Source organism: Pseudomonas sp. HP_14, from assembly GCF_055283875.1.
The window spans coordinates 95,389-109,617 of record NZ_JBTOQI010000010.1 but is presented as its reverse complement, the minus strand read 5'-3'; the positions used below and the strand labels follow the sequence as shown (position 1 = coordinate 109,617).

The 14,229-nt window shown below is 58.5% G+C and carries 13 protein-coding genes; 11 read left to right on the top strand and 2 right to left on the bottom strand.

The features are described from left to right. The first annotated feature begins 291 nt into the window (after window positions 1-291). Window positions 292-1,815 (top strand): threonine ammonia-lyase, biosynthetic, encoded by a 1,524-nt coding sequence (gene ilvA / locus ACYASS_RS09470; RefSeq protein ID WP_463585938.1) that lies wholly within the window; start codon window positions 292-294, stop codon window positions 1,813-1,815. A 112-nt stretch (window positions 1,816-1,927) separates the two neighbouring features. Here the strand turns inward: ilvA and ACYASS_RS09465 are convergent, their stop codons facing one another. Then, the gene (locus ACYASS_RS09465) at window positions 1,928-2,743 is read right to left on the bottom strand and encodes a DUF2242 domain-containing protein (RefSeq protein ID WP_463585937.1); all 816 of its coding nucleotides are present in this window, start codon (window positions 2,741-2,743) and stop codon (window positions 1,928-1,930) included. Between the two features lie 258 nt (window positions 2,744-3,001). On the opposite strand from ACYASS_RS09465, the gene dapA reads away from it, so the two are divergent. The 8 genes from dapA to ACYASS_RS09425 all read left to right on the top strand — a co-directional run bounded on the left by dapA (window position 3,002) and on the right by ACYASS_RS09425 (window position 11,659). Next, window positions 3,002-3,874, top strand: a complete 873-nt coding sequence (gene dapA / locus ACYASS_RS09460; protein WP_243247685.1) for a 4-hydroxy-tetrahydrodipicolinate synthase — start codon at window positions 3,002-3,004, stop codon at window positions 3,872-3,874. A 19-nt stretch (window positions 3,875-3,893) separates the two neighbouring features. Next, the gene (locus ACYASS_RS09455) at window positions 3,894-5,060 is read left to right on the top strand and encodes an iron-containing alcohol dehydrogenase (protein WP_463585936.1); all 1,167 of its coding nucleotides are present in this window, start codon (window positions 3,894-3,896) and stop codon (window positions 5,058-5,060) included. Beyond that, window positions 5,057-6,319, top strand: coding sequence for a four-carbon acid sugar kinase family protein (locus ACYASS_RS09450; protein ID WP_463585935.1), 1,263 nt, complete (start codon window positions 5,057-5,059; stop codon window positions 6,317-6,319). Before ACYASS_RS09455 ends, ACYASS_RS09450 begins: the two co-directional genes overlap by 4 nt. Then, a complete protein-coding gene (gene pdxA, locus ACYASS_RS09445) occupies window positions 6,312-7,334 on the top strand; it encodes a 4-hydroxythreonine-4-phosphate dehydrogenase PdxA (protein WP_463585934.1) in 1,023 nt (340 codons plus the stop codon). Before ACYASS_RS09450 ends, pdxA begins: the two co-directional genes overlap by 8 nt. A 75-nt stretch (window positions 7,335-7,409) precedes the next feature. Further along, window positions 7,410-8,840, top strand: a complete 1,431-nt coding sequence (locus tag ACYASS_RS09440; RefSeq protein ID WP_463585933.1) for a sodium:solute symporter family protein — start codon at window positions 7,410-7,412, stop codon at window positions 8,838-8,840. Then, the gene (locus ACYASS_RS09435; protein WP_463585932.1) at window positions 8,827-9,951 is read left to right on the top strand and encodes a sialidase family protein; all 1,125 of its coding nucleotides are present in this window, start codon (window positions 8,827-8,829) and stop codon (window positions 9,949-9,951) included. Before ACYASS_RS09440 ends, ACYASS_RS09435 begins: the two co-directional genes overlap by 14 nt. Before the next feature lie 177 nt (window positions 9,952-10,128). Beyond that, window positions 10,129-10,812 (top strand): SDR family NAD(P)-dependent oxidoreductase, encoded by a 684-nt coding sequence (locus ACYASS_RS09430; RefSeq protein ID WP_463585931.1) that lies wholly within the window; start codon window positions 10,129-10,131, stop codon window positions 10,810-10,812. Between the two features lie 79 nt (window positions 10,813-10,891). Continuing rightward, a complete protein-coding gene (locus ACYASS_RS09425) occupies window positions 10,892-11,659 on the top strand; it encodes a DeoR/GlpR family DNA-binding transcription regulator (protein WP_463585930.1) in 768 nt (255 codons plus the stop codon). A gap of 5 nt (window positions 11,660-11,664) precedes the next feature. Here ACYASS_RS09425 and ACYASS_RS09420 read toward each other — a convergent pair whose 3' ends face one another. Then, window positions 11,665-12,582 (bottom strand): LysR family transcriptional regulator, encoded by a 918-nt coding sequence (locus tag ACYASS_RS09420; RefSeq protein WP_463585929.1) that lies wholly within the window; start codon window positions 12,580-12,582, stop codon window positions 11,665-11,667. A 106-nt stretch (window positions 12,583-12,688) separates the two neighbouring features. Between ACYASS_RS09420 and ACYASS_RS09415 the strand changes: the two genes are divergently transcribed. Continuing rightward, window positions 12,689-13,567: an MBL fold metallo-hydrolase gene (locus ACYASS_RS09415; RefSeq protein ID WP_463585928.1), complete on the top strand. Its 879-nt coding sequence runs from the start codon at window positions 12,689-12,691 to the stop codon at window positions 13,565-13,567. Further along, window positions 13,564-14,211: a DsbA family protein gene (locus ACYASS_RS09410; protein WP_463585927.1), complete on the top strand. Its 648-nt coding sequence runs from the start codon at window positions 13,564-13,566 to the stop codon at window positions 14,209-14,211. Before ACYASS_RS09415 ends, ACYASS_RS09410 begins: the two co-directional genes overlap by 4 nt. The last annotated feature ends 18 nt before the right edge of the window (window positions 14,212-14,229 follow it).

Genomic DNA, 14,229 nt, shown 5'->3' with positions numbered 1-14,229 from the left:
CGATACGCGCCGATAAGGATTTAGCCTTGCCTGTCTTGACTTGCAAAGAGCTTCCGCAATAGTCTTCAGGCCATGAACGTAACCAAGCATTTCGTCGGCCAGATTATTATTACCGCCATTCCAGCCATGGCGGGTTAGCCGACGCGTGCACCCAACCCGCCCAAGAGGCGGGTTTTTCTTGTCTCCTGGGCTAACCAAGTCGAACCAGGAGTCACACATGATCAGCATTCAAGCCGCCCTTTTCTCTTCTCAGGCTAAGCGCATCGTCACCCATTGCACGGGGCCGACACGATGACCGACCTGCTCAATCACTACGCCCGCAAGATCCTCACTTCCCGCGTTTATGACGTGGCATTGGAAACCCCATTGCAGCATGCTCGCCAGTTGTCCGGGCGGCTGGGCAATCAGGTGCTGCTCAAGCGCGAAGACTTGCAGCCCGTGTTCTCTTTCAAGATCCGGGGTGCCTACAACAAGCTGGCGCAGCTCAGCCCTGAAGAACTGGCCCGTGGCGTCGTAGCGGCTTCGGCAGGCAACCATGCGCAAGGTCTGGCCCTGGCCGCAAAAACGCTCGGTGTTGCCGCCACCATCGTGATGCCCAAGACCACGCCTGAAATCAAAATCGAGGGCGTACGTTCTCGCGGCGCAACCGTGGTGCTGCACGGTGACTCCTTCCCGGAAGCACTGGCCTACTCGCTGAAACTGGTGGATGAGATGGGTTACGTCTACATCCACCCCTATGACGACCCCGACACCATTGCCGGGCAAGGCACGGTGGCGATGGAGATCCTTCGTCAGCAGCCGGGCCAGCTCGACGCGATTTTCGTTCCGGTGGGTGGCGGCAGTTTGATTGCGGGCATCGCGGCGTATGTGAAATACCTGCGGCCGGACATCAAAGTGATCGGCGTCGAGCCAGACGACTCCAATTGCCTTCAACAGGCCATGGCCTACGGCGAGCGCGTGGTGCTGCAACAGGTCGGTCTGTTTGCCGACGGCGTGGCTGTGGCGCAAATCGGCCAGCACACGTTTGAAGTCTGCAAGGATTACGTCGACGAAGTGATCACGGTCAGCACCGATGAAATCTGCGCGGCAATCAAAGATATTTACGATGACACCCGCTCAATCACCGAACCTGCGGGCGCGATGGGCGTGGCCGGGATCAAGAAATACGTCGAGCAATACGGCATAAGCGGCCAGACGCTGGTGGCAATCGACTCAGGCGCCAACGTCAACTTCGACCGCCTGCGCCACGTCGCCGAGCGCGCTGAACTGGGGGAAGGTCGCGAAGCGATCATCGCCGTGACCATTCCCGAACAGCCAGGCAGCTTCAAGGCCTTCTGCGAAGCGATCGGCAAACGCCAGATCACCGAATTCAACTACCGCTATCACACCGACCGCGAAGCGCACATATTCGTCGGAGTGCAGACTCACCCCGAAACCGATCCGCGCAAAGCGCTGATCGCCAGCCTGACGGAGCAGGGTTTTCCAGTGGTTGATTTGACCGACAACGAACTGGCCAAGCTGCACATTCGCCACATGGTCGGCGGACATGCCGAGCGGGTCAGCGATGAAGTGGTGTTCCGCTTTGAGTTCCCTGAGCGTCCCGGTGCGCTGTTCAACTTCCTTGACAAGCTGGGCGGTCAGTGGACGATTTCGATGTTCCACTACCGCAATCATGGCGCGGCAGATGGCCGGGTTGTGGCGGGATTAGTGGTGCCTGAAGACGAGCGGCACCTGATCCCACCGGCACTGGCCGAGATTGGTTATCCGTATTGGGATGAAAGTGAGAACCCGGCTTATAAGCTGTTTTTGGGCTAATGCGATGATCCCGGTAGGAGCGAACTTGTTCGCGAGAGGCTAAGCCTGCATACACAGGTATATCGTCTCGCGAACAAGTTCGCTCCTACCGGTGAGGGCGGTGGCCTCGGGGTTACTGTGCTGGCACAGCTTCCGGCTCGGCTGGCGGAGCGGCCTCAACCGGGGCTTCTTCGGCAGGAGCAGGTGCCGGTTCAGCCTGAATCGACTCTGCTGGCGCAGCCGGAGCAGGCACTGGCTGGCTGGATTCAACTGCGGGCGCAGTTGTCGGCTCTGCTACCGGCGCGGGTGCCGCCGCCGGTGCCGGTTCAACCAGCGCAGCCGGTTTTGGCGCGGGCACCGTTTGCTCCGGCACGCCAAGCGCAGCCTTGGGGGTTTCTTTGATGTTGGCAGCTTTTTTCGCTTCAGGCGGCATGAAGTTATCTACCAGCATGAAGAACCGATCGTAGAACTTGTCCGACGCCACGGTCTCGCTTGCCACTTTGACCATCGAGTCGTCAGTGGAACCGATCGGCATCGACACCGAACCCAGCACACCAACACCCAGACTGGCCGAGTTGTTGGTTTTCTTCAGCGCGTAGCGATCCTGCAAGGCGTTGGCGAATACCGTCGAGCTTTTGTCAGTGGTGTCGTCAGCGGCACAGACCACATTGAAGCTGATCTGCATGTGAGTCTCGCCAGTTTGCTGGAAGCTCTTGTTACCGCTGATCATCTTCGGGTCACTGCTGGTGATGATGTAGCCCTGACTGAGCAATGCGCGGCGCGCGGCTTCACAGGAAGCCGAGTCACTGACCGGGTAAGTCCTGGAAAAAGTCCCCGCGTCATCAAAATTCTCATGCTCGTAGACTGCGGTTTTTTTCGAAGAACAGCCCGCGATCGCCAGTAAGGCAACGGCGCAGCATGCGGTACGAAAGTTAACTAAGTTAGGCATCAAGGATCCTGGGTAAAAACGGTCAGCAGAACTGCGGACTGGAAAACGTCGGTAAGTCTGCAACAAGGGACGCGCAGGATCAACGCGCAGATGGAAAGGATCTTGTTACAACGGCCACACCAAGGCCTGTCTGACAGCGGCAAAGGCCCACAGAATGATCGTTTCAATCACCAATGATTAAAACGATCAAAAACACTTGCATTTTATGATCGTTTTAATCATTGTGGATCTCACTAAGAATAAAACGAGAATCCCATCATGCAATTTCGCGGCATTATTCCAGCCCTGGTCACGCCCTTCACTGCCGATCAGCAGGTTGACCATCACGCACTCCGCGCTCTCGTCGAAAACCTTATTCAAGCTGGCGTGCACGGTCTGTTCGTGCTCGGCACCAATGGCGAGTTCTTTACCCTTTCAGAAGCTGAAAAGCTGGAAATCGCCCGCGTTACGGTTGAGGCGGCTGCCGGTCGCGTGCCGGTTGTGATTGGCACAGGTGCCTTTGCCACTCGCGAAGTGATTGAAATGAACAAAAAAGTGACGGACATCGGCGCAAATGCACTTTCCGTCATCACGCCCTACTTCAATGCCATCAGCCAGAACGAGTTGATCAAGCATTACGAAGCCATCGCCAACGCCTCCAGCCTGCCCCTGATGATGTACAACATTCCGGCCAAGACCGGCATGTCCATTGGCATTGGCGCGGTCGCCGCCCTGCATCAACACCCGATGATCAAAGGCATCAAGGACAGCGCCGGTAACTTCGATGCTCTGGTGCAGATGATGAAATACCGCAGCGACGATTTTGCGGTCTTTGCCGGTACCGACTCACTGATCTATTGGAACCTGCTGGCCGGTGGCGACGGTGCGATTGCCGCTACAGCCAACGCCGTGCCGGATCTGGTCATGTCGATCTGGAACCATTTTCAGGCAGGCAACCACGACGCTGCGCGAGTTGCCCAGGAAGCGCTGCGTCCGCTGCGCGATGCCTTTGCCATGGGCACCATGCCCGTTGTGCTGAAAAAAGCCACTGAACTGCTCAATCTCCCGGTCGGACCTTGTCGCGCGCCGGTGCAGCCGCTGGATGCTGCTGCCGTGCAAAAACTGGAAACCCTGCTTGCGGTTTACCGCTGATCTGCCAGGAGACGCACCGATGTCGACCTATCATTTTCAAACCGTCAAACACGTGATTCATGGCCCTGGCAGCCTTGACCAACTGACTGAAAAACTGCCGCTGCTCGATACACCGCTGCGCAGCGTTGTGCTGGTGACACAAAACGCCATGCACAATTTGGGCGTCACCGAAAAGGTCACTGCCCGACTGACAGCCGTCGGTATCGCCGTGCACATGATCGACAACGTCGAAATAGAACCGACGCTGGAAAATATTGAACGGGTTTTTCGTGAAGACGTTGCGCCTCATGCACCTGACGCCTTGATCGCCATTGGCGGCGGTAGCGTACTGGACGCCGCCAAGCTGTTTTCGGTCATGCTCACCAACGACACGCCATTGCGAGACCTGCTGGGCGTCGACAAGGTCAGCCATCCCGGCAAGCCCATGGTGCTGGTACCAACTACCTCGGGCACCGGCTCGGAAGTGACACCGAATGCTATCGTCACCCTGCCCGACGAAGAACTGAAGATTGGCGTCGTCAGCCGTCATTTGTTGCCTACGCTGGTCATCCTCGATCCACTGCTTACGCTGAGCTTGCCACGCAGCATCACTGCCGCGACCGGCATGGACGCTTTCGTGCATTCGCTGGAATCGTTCATCTCCATCAAGGCAAATCCGATCAGCGACGCCTTCGCGCTGGAGTCCATGCGTTTGATCGCGGGCAGCATTGTCGAGGCTTACCAGCAACCGGAATCGGTTAGCGCACGCGGCGACATGTTACTCGGTTCGATGTACGGCGGTCTGGCCCTGACCGCTGCCGGTACCGCCGCTGTGCATGCCATGGCTTACCCGTTGGGCGGCAAGTTTCACGTCACCCACGGCGTTGCCAACGCCATGCTGCTGCCGCATGTGATGGCCTTCAATCTGGACAGCTGCGCAGATCGTTTGAAACGCGCCGCCTGTGTCTGCGGTGTTGCAGAACAGCAGGACAGCGATGAAGTCGCCGCACAGAAACTGATTCAGCAGATTCGCGAATGGACCGCCACCCTGAACATTCCTCAGGATTTGCGTGAGTTCGGCGTCGGCGAAGAGCACTTGGCCGACATGGCAGTGGCCGCCTCCAAAGTCACCCGCTTGATGGCCAACAACCCCAAGGCGCTGAGCCTGACCGACATCGAAAACCTCTATCGGTGCCTGCTGCCATGAGTGCCGGGAATGTATCGGGCTTGTTGATCATTGCCGACGATTTGTCCGGAGCCGCCGATTGCGCAGCAGGTTTTGCCCGGCGCTTGTCGACCGAAATAGTCTTCGACGGCCACGACACGCCATCAAGCGCAGCAGTGGTCGCCATCGATGTCGATTCACGGCGACTTGACCCGGTAGCAGCCGCGCATGCCAATACCGCCATCGTGCAGCAGCGACAGTACGCCAGCCGAGCGCTCTACAAGAAAATCGACTCGACGCTGCGCGGCAATGTCGCGAGTGAAGTCGCCGCACTCCAGGCTCATTACGGCCTGGCGATTGTTGCGCCAGCCTTTCCGGCAATGGGCCGTACCACTCGAGACTCGGTGCAGTTGATCAACGGCATCTCCGTTGCGTTGAGTGATGTCTGGCGCAATGAAAACCTGACGGGCACCGGTAATCTGCTGGATAGCCTCAGCGCAGAAGGCTTGCGCTGTGTAGCCGCCGATATCGACACCGTGCGTGACGAAGCAGCATTGGCCAGCGCCCTGGATCAAGCCTTCAAAAGCAACGTGCAGGCGCTGGTTTGTGATGCGGTGACCGATGCGGACCTGCAACGTCTGGCCCGCGCAACCGCGCCACTGTATCGCCAACTGTTCTGGGTCGGCTCGGCAGGCCTGGCCAATCATCTGCCCGAGGCTCTGGGTCTGCCCGCCTCTGGCGACATCAGCGTGCAAAGCCGCTCACCGGTATTGACCGTGGTCGGCAGCATGTCACGGCATTCGCAACAACAGGCCGCCACACTCGCCGAGCACAGTGGCTGTTTCTGTCTGGAAATAGACGCCGCCACCCTGCTCGATCCGGCTCGCCATGAACAGCGTGAACAACTGATCACCCTGCTCTATTTGCGCCTGGCCAAGGGCGAAGACAGCTTGCTGACCTTGAGTCAGGAAGAACGTGATCCATCGGTCGCCGCACAACTCAGTAGCGCCCTCGCCGAATGGTTGAAACCTGCGATCGCCGTCACAGGCTCGCTGATCGCCACAGGTGGCGAAACCGCCCGCGCCATTCTCACTGCCGCTGGCATCAATCGTCTTGAAGTTCAGGGCGAACTGGCCCCCGGCGTCGTGCTTTCCCGTTCCGAAACGGGCTTGAACGTTGTGACCAAAGCCGGAGCTTTCGGCCAACCGGACACGCTGTTTACCGCCTGGCAACAGCTTCACGGCCGCAGCCTATCCATTGCGGACGCGCCCCACCATAAAAAGGAAATCCATCATGTCTGAACGTCCCGTGATCGGGATCACCATGGGCGATGCCGCCGGTGTGGGTCCGGAAATCATCATGAAAACCCTGGCGCATCAGTCCGTGTACGACAGCTGTCGGCCACTGGTCATCGGTGATGCCAAACGCCTTGAAGATGCCAACCGAATCGTCGGTGGCAGCCTGCGGGTCAACAGCATCGCCTCTCCAGCCAATGCGCGCTTTGAAATGGGCACCGTGGACTGCATCGATCTGGGGCTGATCCCCGCCGACATGCCCTACGGCAAGCTGTCGGCCGTGGCAGGCAACGCAGCGTTTCGCTATATCGAGCGCACTGTGCAGTTGACTGAAAGCGGCGATCTGGATGCGATCTGTACCGCACCGCTGAATAAAGAAGCGCTGCACGCAGGTGGGCATATTTTCCCCGGCCACACTGAAATGCTCGCGCACCTGCTGGGCATCGAAGAAGTCTCAATGATGCTGATGACCCCGACCCTGCGAGTGATTCACGTCACCACCCACATCGGCATCATCGACGCTATCGCGAAAATCGAACCGGGACTGGTCAAGCGCACCATCGAACGCTGCCGGGAAACCCTGACCCGCGCCGGTATCGAAAACCCTTTGATCGCAGTCTGCGGCATAAACCCGCACGCGGGTGAAAACGGCCTGTTTGGCTATGGCGAAGAAGAAACCAAGATTCAGCCCGCCATCGAAGAACTGCGCGCCCGCGGCTGGCGTGTGGAAGGTCCGCTGCCCGCTGACACGCTGTTTTTTCGCGCAGGTCGCGGTGACTTCGATGCCGTCGTTGCCATGTACCACGACCAGGGCCATGGCCCGGTAAAAGTCATGGGCCTGGAAGCCGGCGTCAACGTCACCGTTGGCCTGCCCGTTATCCGCACCTCGGTTGACCATGGCACGGCGTTCGACATTGCCGGTAAAGGCATCGCTGACGAACGCAGCCTGATCGAAGCCTTGCGCCAGGCCGTCGAGCTGGCGACCCGCAAGCGGGAGACACGCCAGTCGGTGGCTGTTTAAGCCGCGCAATCTTTCAAACCAATCCCTGAAGTCCTCTGAAACAACGCGCCACAAAAACAACAACGGAGCGAAATGATGGAAACCTTCAACTCGCAGGACACTGCGATCATCATCGGCATGGTCGTCGTTTACATCGTCATCACCACCTGGATGAGCTTGCGACTGCGCAGCAAGACCAGTGAGCAATACATGGTCGCCGCGCGCACCATGCCCGCCTTTGTCGTCGGCATTCTGATGATGTCGGAGTTCATCGGCGCAAAATCCACCGTCGGTACCGCACAGGCAGCGTTTGAAAGTGGCTTTGCCGCTTCCTGGTCGGTGATCGCCGCCGCCATTGGCTTTCCGCTGTTCGGCCTGCTCATGGCCCGCAAGCTCTATAACTCGGGCGAATTCACTATTTCCGGGTTCATCGCCAAGAAATACGGCACCTCCACCAAGCTGGTCGTTTCGATCATCATGATCTACGCACTGCTGCTGGTGAACGTCGGTAACTACGTCAGCGGCGCAGCAGCGATTGCCACCGTGATGAAGATCAACCTGCCTACTGCGGCGTTTATCACAGCGATCATCAGCACCCTGTATTACGTGTTCGGCGGCCTGAAAAGCGTGGCCTACATGAGCATCCTGCATACCGCTGTGAAATACGTTGGCGTGATGATCGTGCTGTATGTGGCACTGAATCTGACGGGTGGCTTCACCCCGGTGATTCAGAACATGCCTGAGCACTACTTCACCTGGGATGGCGCCATCGGCGGCTCGAAAATCATGGCGTGGATCATCGGCACGGTCGGTGCGATCTTCTCCACCCAGTTCATCATCCAGGCGATTTCCTCGACGCCTGACTCGAAAGCGGCGCAGCGCTCGACCTTCTACGCATCACTGCTGTGCATCCCGATTGCGTTGGCCCTGGGTTTCATCGGGGTTGCCTCAAAATACCTGCATCCGGACATGGGCAGCCTGTACGCCTTGCCGATCTTCCTGCAATCGATGAGCCCGGTATTAGCGGGTGTGGTGACCATTTCTCTGGTCGCCTCGATCTTCGTCAGTGTCAGCACCGTAGCGTTGGCCATTGCCTCACTGGTGGTCCGCGACTTCTATGTACCGATGCGCAAACCTTCGGTGGATCGCGAACTCAAGGCCACTCGCTTCATCGCTCTGGTCATCGGCTTTGTACCTCTGTTCTTTGTGTTCTTCGTACCTGAAATTCTCAACCTGTCGTTCTTCACCCGTGCGCTGCGCCTGTCCATCGCCGTCGTGGCCATGATCGCCATCTACCTGCCATTCTTCGGCTCGGGCCGCGGTGCGACGTTGGGCCTGATCGCCTCGTCCGTTACTACCAGCGCCTGGTATCTGCTGGATAACCCGTACGGCATCGATAACATGTACGTCGCGCTGGTCACTCCGGCCATCGTGATTGCTGTAGAGCGCCTGTTTCCGCAAGCGATCAGCCGCCGTCAGGATAAGCCCGGCAATGACAAACAAGAGGTCTCCCATGCCAATCAGTAATCAACGCCAGGACGCCTTCCTGCCAACGCCTTACGCGCAGAACCATGCTGCGAACCTTCACGAACTGACCGATGGCACGGTGCTGTGCACCTGGTTCGCCGGAACTCAGGAAGGCATGGCGGATATCTTTGTCCTGCTTTCGCGCCGTGATCCACAGACGGGCGTATGGAGCAAACCGGAAAAACTGTCTCAGGATGACACTCGCTCAGAGCAGAACCCGATCCTGTTCCAAGCGCCGCAAGGGCCTTTGTGGTTGATCTGGACCGCGCAGGTTTCCGGCAATCAGGAGACGGCGATCATTCGCCGTCGCTTGTCGGAGGATCAGGGCAAGACCTGGGGCCCGGTGGAAACCCTGTTCGATGAACCGGGCACCTTCGTGCGCCAGCCGCCGGTGGTGCTGGATAACGGCGACTGGCTGTTGCCGGTCTGGTATTGCATCACCCTGCCCGGCGAAAAATGGGTCGGTAATCACGACGTCAGTGCAGTGATGATTTCCAGCGATCAGGGGCAAAACTGGTCGCGCCATGACGTCCCGGACAGCACCGGCGCCGTGCACATGAACGTTCATCAAGTGGCCGACGGCAGCTTGCTGGGCCTGTTCCGTAGTCGCTGGGCCGACTCTATCTACAGCAGCCGCTCCAGCGATCGTGGACGCAGCTGGAGCGTACCGGTTGCCACTGAACTGCCGAATAACAACTCGTCGATCCAGTTTGTGCGGCTGATCAGCGGCGAACTGGCGCTGGTCTACAACCCGGTCAGCGCCGAAGGCCACAGCCAGCGCCGGGCTTCGCTGTACGACGAAATTGAAGATGAAGGCGATGACCGCGTGACACCGGGCCAAACAGCGGATGGCAAAAGCGCAGTGTGGGGCATCCCCCGCGCGCCCATGAGCCTGGCGCTGTCCCATGACGACGGGCAAAGCTGGCCGGTGCGTCTGGACCTGGAGTTGGGTGACGGCTTCTGCCTGACCAACAACTCTCAGGAAAAGCTCAACCGCGAGTTTTCCTACCCGAGCATTATCCAGGCCCGGGATGGCAGCCTGCATGTGGCGTTCACGTATTTCCGACAGAAGATCAAGCATGTGCATTTGCCGCTGGCGGCAGTGCGCTGAATGGTATTAACCACCTACAAAACAAACCCAGCATTCTGAGTTGAAATGCATTTCCTGTAGGAGTGAGCTTGCTCGCGATGGCGTTAGATCAGGCGATAATTTATCGACAGAAAAAATCGAATCGCGAGCAAGCTCACTCCTACAGGACCCGCGTGTATGACGGAGCGGCACCTTTTTATGACCCCGACAAAAATAGCCGTACTGACCGGCGTCAGTTCCGGCATCGGCATGGCCATTGCTCAGCGCTTGCTGACCGAAGGCTGGCGCGTGCATGGCCTGAGTCGCCGCCCTGCCGATATCGATCACCCACTCTTGCGCTGGACTGAATGCGACCTGAGCGATTTGCACGCGCTTGAACAAGCCTTGCAGCCCATCGACACGCTGGACGCGATTGTTCACGCGGCGGGCTTCATGCGCACCGCGCCGCTAGGTCAGTTGAATCCGGACGACGCTCAAGCGATGTGGCAGGTCCATGTGGCGGCGGCCAGCCATCTGGTCAACACCCTGCATGGCAGGCTGCGTACCGGCGCAAGAATCGTGATGATCGGCAGCCGCACCATGCAAGGTGCCCATGGACGCAGCCAGTACTCGGCAAGCAAAGCGGCGCTGCAAGGCATGGTGCGTTCCTGGGCCATGGAACTGGCACCTCAAGGCATCACGGCCAACCTGATTGCTCCCGGCGCGACTGAAACGCCAATGTTGCTGGACCCGGCCCGCAGCGGCACTCCGCCCAACAAGCCGCCCATTGGCCGCTTCGTGCAGCCGTCTGAAGTCGCCGGCATGGCGGCGTTTCTGCTCGGCCCCGATGCGGGAGCCATCACCGGGCAAAGTCTGGTGATCTGTGGCGGCGCTTCGCTATAGACTCGCCGGTTATGCGGTTGCATTGCACCGCGGTTTAATGTGATAACCCCTTTCTCCTCGTTCACTAGCAAGGCTGTTCATGAAAGTCGCAAATCGCCGTCAATCGATACTGGAACTGGTCCTTTCAGGAAAGTCGAACGTCGATGAACTGTGCGCCCAACTGGGCGTATCGGAAGCCACGGTGCGCCGGGACCTCACCGCTCTGGCGGAAGAAGGTCTGGTGATTCGCACCTATGGCGGCGCGGCTCATGTCGGTATGCGTGAACCGGAAACCTCGGTAGAGGAACGCCGCCAACAACACAGCCAGGAAAAGACCGTCATCGCCCGTGCCGCGCTGGCGCATATCCAGGATCACGACACGCTGTTCCTTGAAGGCGGCACCACCACCAGCGCACTGGCTCAGCTACTCAATCAGCGTCGCGGCCTGCACGTCATCACCAACAACCTCATGGCGCTGGCTGATCTTGCGCTGATTCCTGAAGGACGCATCACCGTGCTTGGCGGTGATTTGCGCAGTGCAAGCATGTCGACCTACGGCGTGACGGCACAGGCTGCCCTTGAGCACCTGAGCGCTGACAAGGTTTTCCTGAGCGCCGATGGTGTAGTGGCCGAACTGGGCCTGTGCGAAGCCAGCGCAGAGCAGGCTTACCTCAAAGAAACCATGATCGCCCGCGCTGCCCACATCTATGTGCTAGCCGACGCCACCAAGCTCGGCCGCGCGCGCCAGCAACACTGGACACCGTTGCGTCAGCCGTGGACGTTAATCACTCATGAACTGGATGACCCATCGTTGCTGGCGCCGTTTCAGTCGCGGCGCTCGATCATGGTGGAAATCGCCCGCCTCTGACGTTTCTATCTGGAGCTCGCCGGAATGCTGTCCCAAGCGGGTTCAGGGGCAAAGCGTTGCGCGAGAAAATCGAGCATGGCCCGCATGGCTGACGACATGTGCTTGCGGGAGGCATACACCGCAAAGATGCCCAACTCCATCGGCTGATAGGCCTCCAGCAATGCCACCAGTTGTCCTTGCTGAATCAACGGGGCCGCGAGGTAGGTCGGCAACAACGCCACGCCTGCACCACACAGCGCAGCCTGCATTGTGGTGATCGCATCATTACTGCTGAGATTGCCCTTCACGACGACACTGTGTGGCAGGTCGTTGCGTGTGAAGTGCCAAAGGCTGTGGCTGTGATAGGAATGCGTCAGGCAGTTATGCAGCGTCAGGTCTTCGACCACCCTAGGCATTGAGTGCCGCTTCAGGTAGTCCGGCGAGGCGCAGACCACGGAGCGGCAGGTCGTCAGGCGTCGTGCGATCAGATTAGCGTCCAGCTCATTGGTGATCCGAATCGCCAGATCCATGCGCTCATCTACCAGATTGACGGTGCGATCCAGGAGCACCATATCGACGCTGACTTGCGAATAGCGCCCGACGAAATCAGTCACTGCGTGCATCAGTTGCGCCTGCCCGAACGAGGTGCTGGCGGTCACGCGCAGCAATCCTTTGGGTTCATCTTCTGGAGCGGCAACGACGGCACGCATGTCTTCAGCCAGATCAAGCATTCGCCGACATAAAGGCAAAACTTCAGCCCCGGCTGCGGTGAGGTTCAGGCGTCGGGTGGTGCGGTGCATCAAACGGGCACCCGTCCAGTCCTCCAGCTCGGCAAGAAATCTGGAAATCACCGGCCTTGATAATCCGAGCTTGTCCGCCGCTGCGGTCTGGCTGCCACAATCCACGACAGTTACAAAAGCCTGCATTGCCGCCAATTTATCCATGATTCGACCGTTTTCAGAAACAAACTTGCGTTCAATCTAGCGTTTTTCGCTCTATAAATCTCAACTAACCTGCCAGCTCCTTACTCAGGCCATGATGGAGCTCGACATGATTTCGCTGTCTGCACGACGTTTATTAGCGGCTTTTGCCCTGCTCGGTTTCGCAGGTACAAGCCTGGCCGCACAGCCACTCAAACTGGACATCTATAACCCGGGCGAAGAAGCCATCTTTCCGGTTTCGTCGGTTCTGGTGACGGGCAAGAAGGATGCGGTTCTGGTTGATGCGCAGTTTTCCAATACGCAGTCCTATCAGATCGTCGAAAAAATCCGCAAGAGCGGGAAAAACCTGACGACGATTTACATCAGCCATGGCGACCCGGACTTCTATTTCGGCCTACAAACCATCACAACGGCCTACCCAAAGGCCAAGGTTGTGGCCAGTGCCCGGACCGTTGCGCATATCAACGAAACCAAGGATGCCAAGCTGGCTTACTGGGGTCCCAAACTGGGCGCAGGCGCGCCGGACAAAGTCATCGTGCCTGAAGTACTACAGGGTAATGAACTGACGCTTGAAGGTCAGAAGCTGCAAGTGGTTGGCCTGGACGGTCCTCAACCCGACCGCAGCTTCGTATGGATCCCGTCGATCAAGGCCGTAGTCGGCGGCGTGGTGCTGTCCAACAACATTCATGTGTGGATGGCTGACACCCAGAGCGCCAAATCCCACCAGGACTGGCTGGCGACCCTGGCGACAATCGAAAAACTCAAACCAGCGACCATCGTGCCGGGTCACTTCCTGCCGGGCGAACTGACCGCACTGCAATCACCGAACTTCACGGCCAGCTACATCAAAACCTTTGATGCCGAAACCGCCAAGGCCAAAGACTCTGCCGCACTGATTGCCGCGATGAAAGCGCACTACCCGAAACTGGCCGATGAATCATCATTGGTGCTGAGCGCGAAAGTAGCCAAGGATGAGATGAAGTGGTGAGTGAGCCGATTAGCGTCACTTATCTTTTCGATCCCTTGTGTGGTTGGTGCTATGGAGCGTCGCCGACACTCAAGCGTCTCGAGGCGCTGGAAGAGTTCAGCGTTACGCTCTCCCCTACCGGCTTGTTTGCCGACAGCAACTCGCGCCCGATGGACGCTGGTTTCGCTGATTTTGCCTGGTCCAATGATTTGCGCATCGGCACGTTGACCGGTCAGCCCTTCAGCGAGGCTTATCAACGTCAGGTACTTGAGGATCACACCCGCCGATTTGACTCAGGGCCGGCAACGCGTGCTCTCAGCGCGGTGGCTATGACTGAGCCGTCGCGGGAGCTGGAGGCCTTGGCAGCCATACAACGTGGCCGCTATGTTGAGGGGCTGGACATCACCAGTCTTGAGGTACTTGCCCGCACTCTCGGGAGCATGGGATTGAATGAGGCCGCCAGCCTGTTGCTTGCGCAGGATGGTGGGTTACTGAGTCATTCCCGTGAGCGGGTCAAGGTAGCGCAGGGGTTAATGGCTCAGATGGGCACGAGCGGTGTTCCTGCGCTTGTGCTGGGGACAGGCAAGGAAAGACGCCTGATCAGCTCGAATACACTGTTTGGCAGTTGGGAGGGCTTGCTCAAGGATTTGCGTGCCCATAGGTAGGCCGCTGGTGCAGCACTG

Excerpts from the sequence above, each read along its gene's own strand:
- ilvA (WP_463585938.1), top strand. The coding sequence starts at position 292 with ATGACCGACCTGCTCAATCACTACGCCCGCAAGATCCTCACTTCCCGC.
- ACYASS_RS09465 (WP_463585937.1), bottom strand. The coding sequence starts at position 2,743 with ATGCCTAACTTAGTTAACTTTCGTACCGCATGCTGCGCCGTTGCCTTA.
- dapA (WP_243247685.1), top strand. The coding sequence starts at position 3,002 with ATGCAATTTCGCGGCATTATTCCAGCCCTGGTCACGCCCTTCACTGCC.
- ACYASS_RS09455 (WP_463585936.1), top strand. The coding sequence starts at position 3,894 with ATGTCGACCTATCATTTTCAAACCGTCAAACACGTGATTCATGGCCCT.
- ACYASS_RS09450 (WP_463585935.1), top strand. The coding sequence starts at position 5,057 with ATGAGTGCCGGGAATGTATCGGGCTTGTTGATCATTGCCGACGATTTG.
- pdxA (WP_463585934.1), top strand. The coding sequence starts at position 6,312 with ATGTCTGAACGTCCCGTGATCGGGATCACCATGGGCGATGCCGCCGGT.
- ACYASS_RS09440 (WP_463585933.1), top strand. The coding sequence starts at position 7,410 with ATGGAAACCTTCAACTCGCAGGACACTGCGATCATCATCGGCATGGTC.
- ACYASS_RS09435 (WP_463585932.1), top strand. The coding sequence starts at position 8,827 with ATGCCAATCAGTAATCAACGCCAGGACGCCTTCCTGCCAACGCCTTAC.
- ACYASS_RS09430 (WP_463585931.1), top strand. The coding sequence starts at position 10,129 with ATGACCCCGACAAAAATAGCCGTACTGACCGGCGTCAGTTCCGGCATC.
- ACYASS_RS09425 (WP_463585930.1), top strand. The coding sequence starts at position 10,892 with ATGAAAGTCGCAAATCGCCGTCAATCGATACTGGAACTGGTCCTTTCA.
- ACYASS_RS09420 (WP_463585929.1), bottom strand. The coding sequence starts at position 12,582 with ATGGATAAATTGGCGGCAATGCAGGCTTTTGTAACTGTCGTGGATTGT.
- ACYASS_RS09415 (WP_463585928.1), top strand. The coding sequence starts at position 12,689 with ATGATTTCGCTGTCTGCACGACGTTTATTAGCGGCTTTTGCCCTGCTC.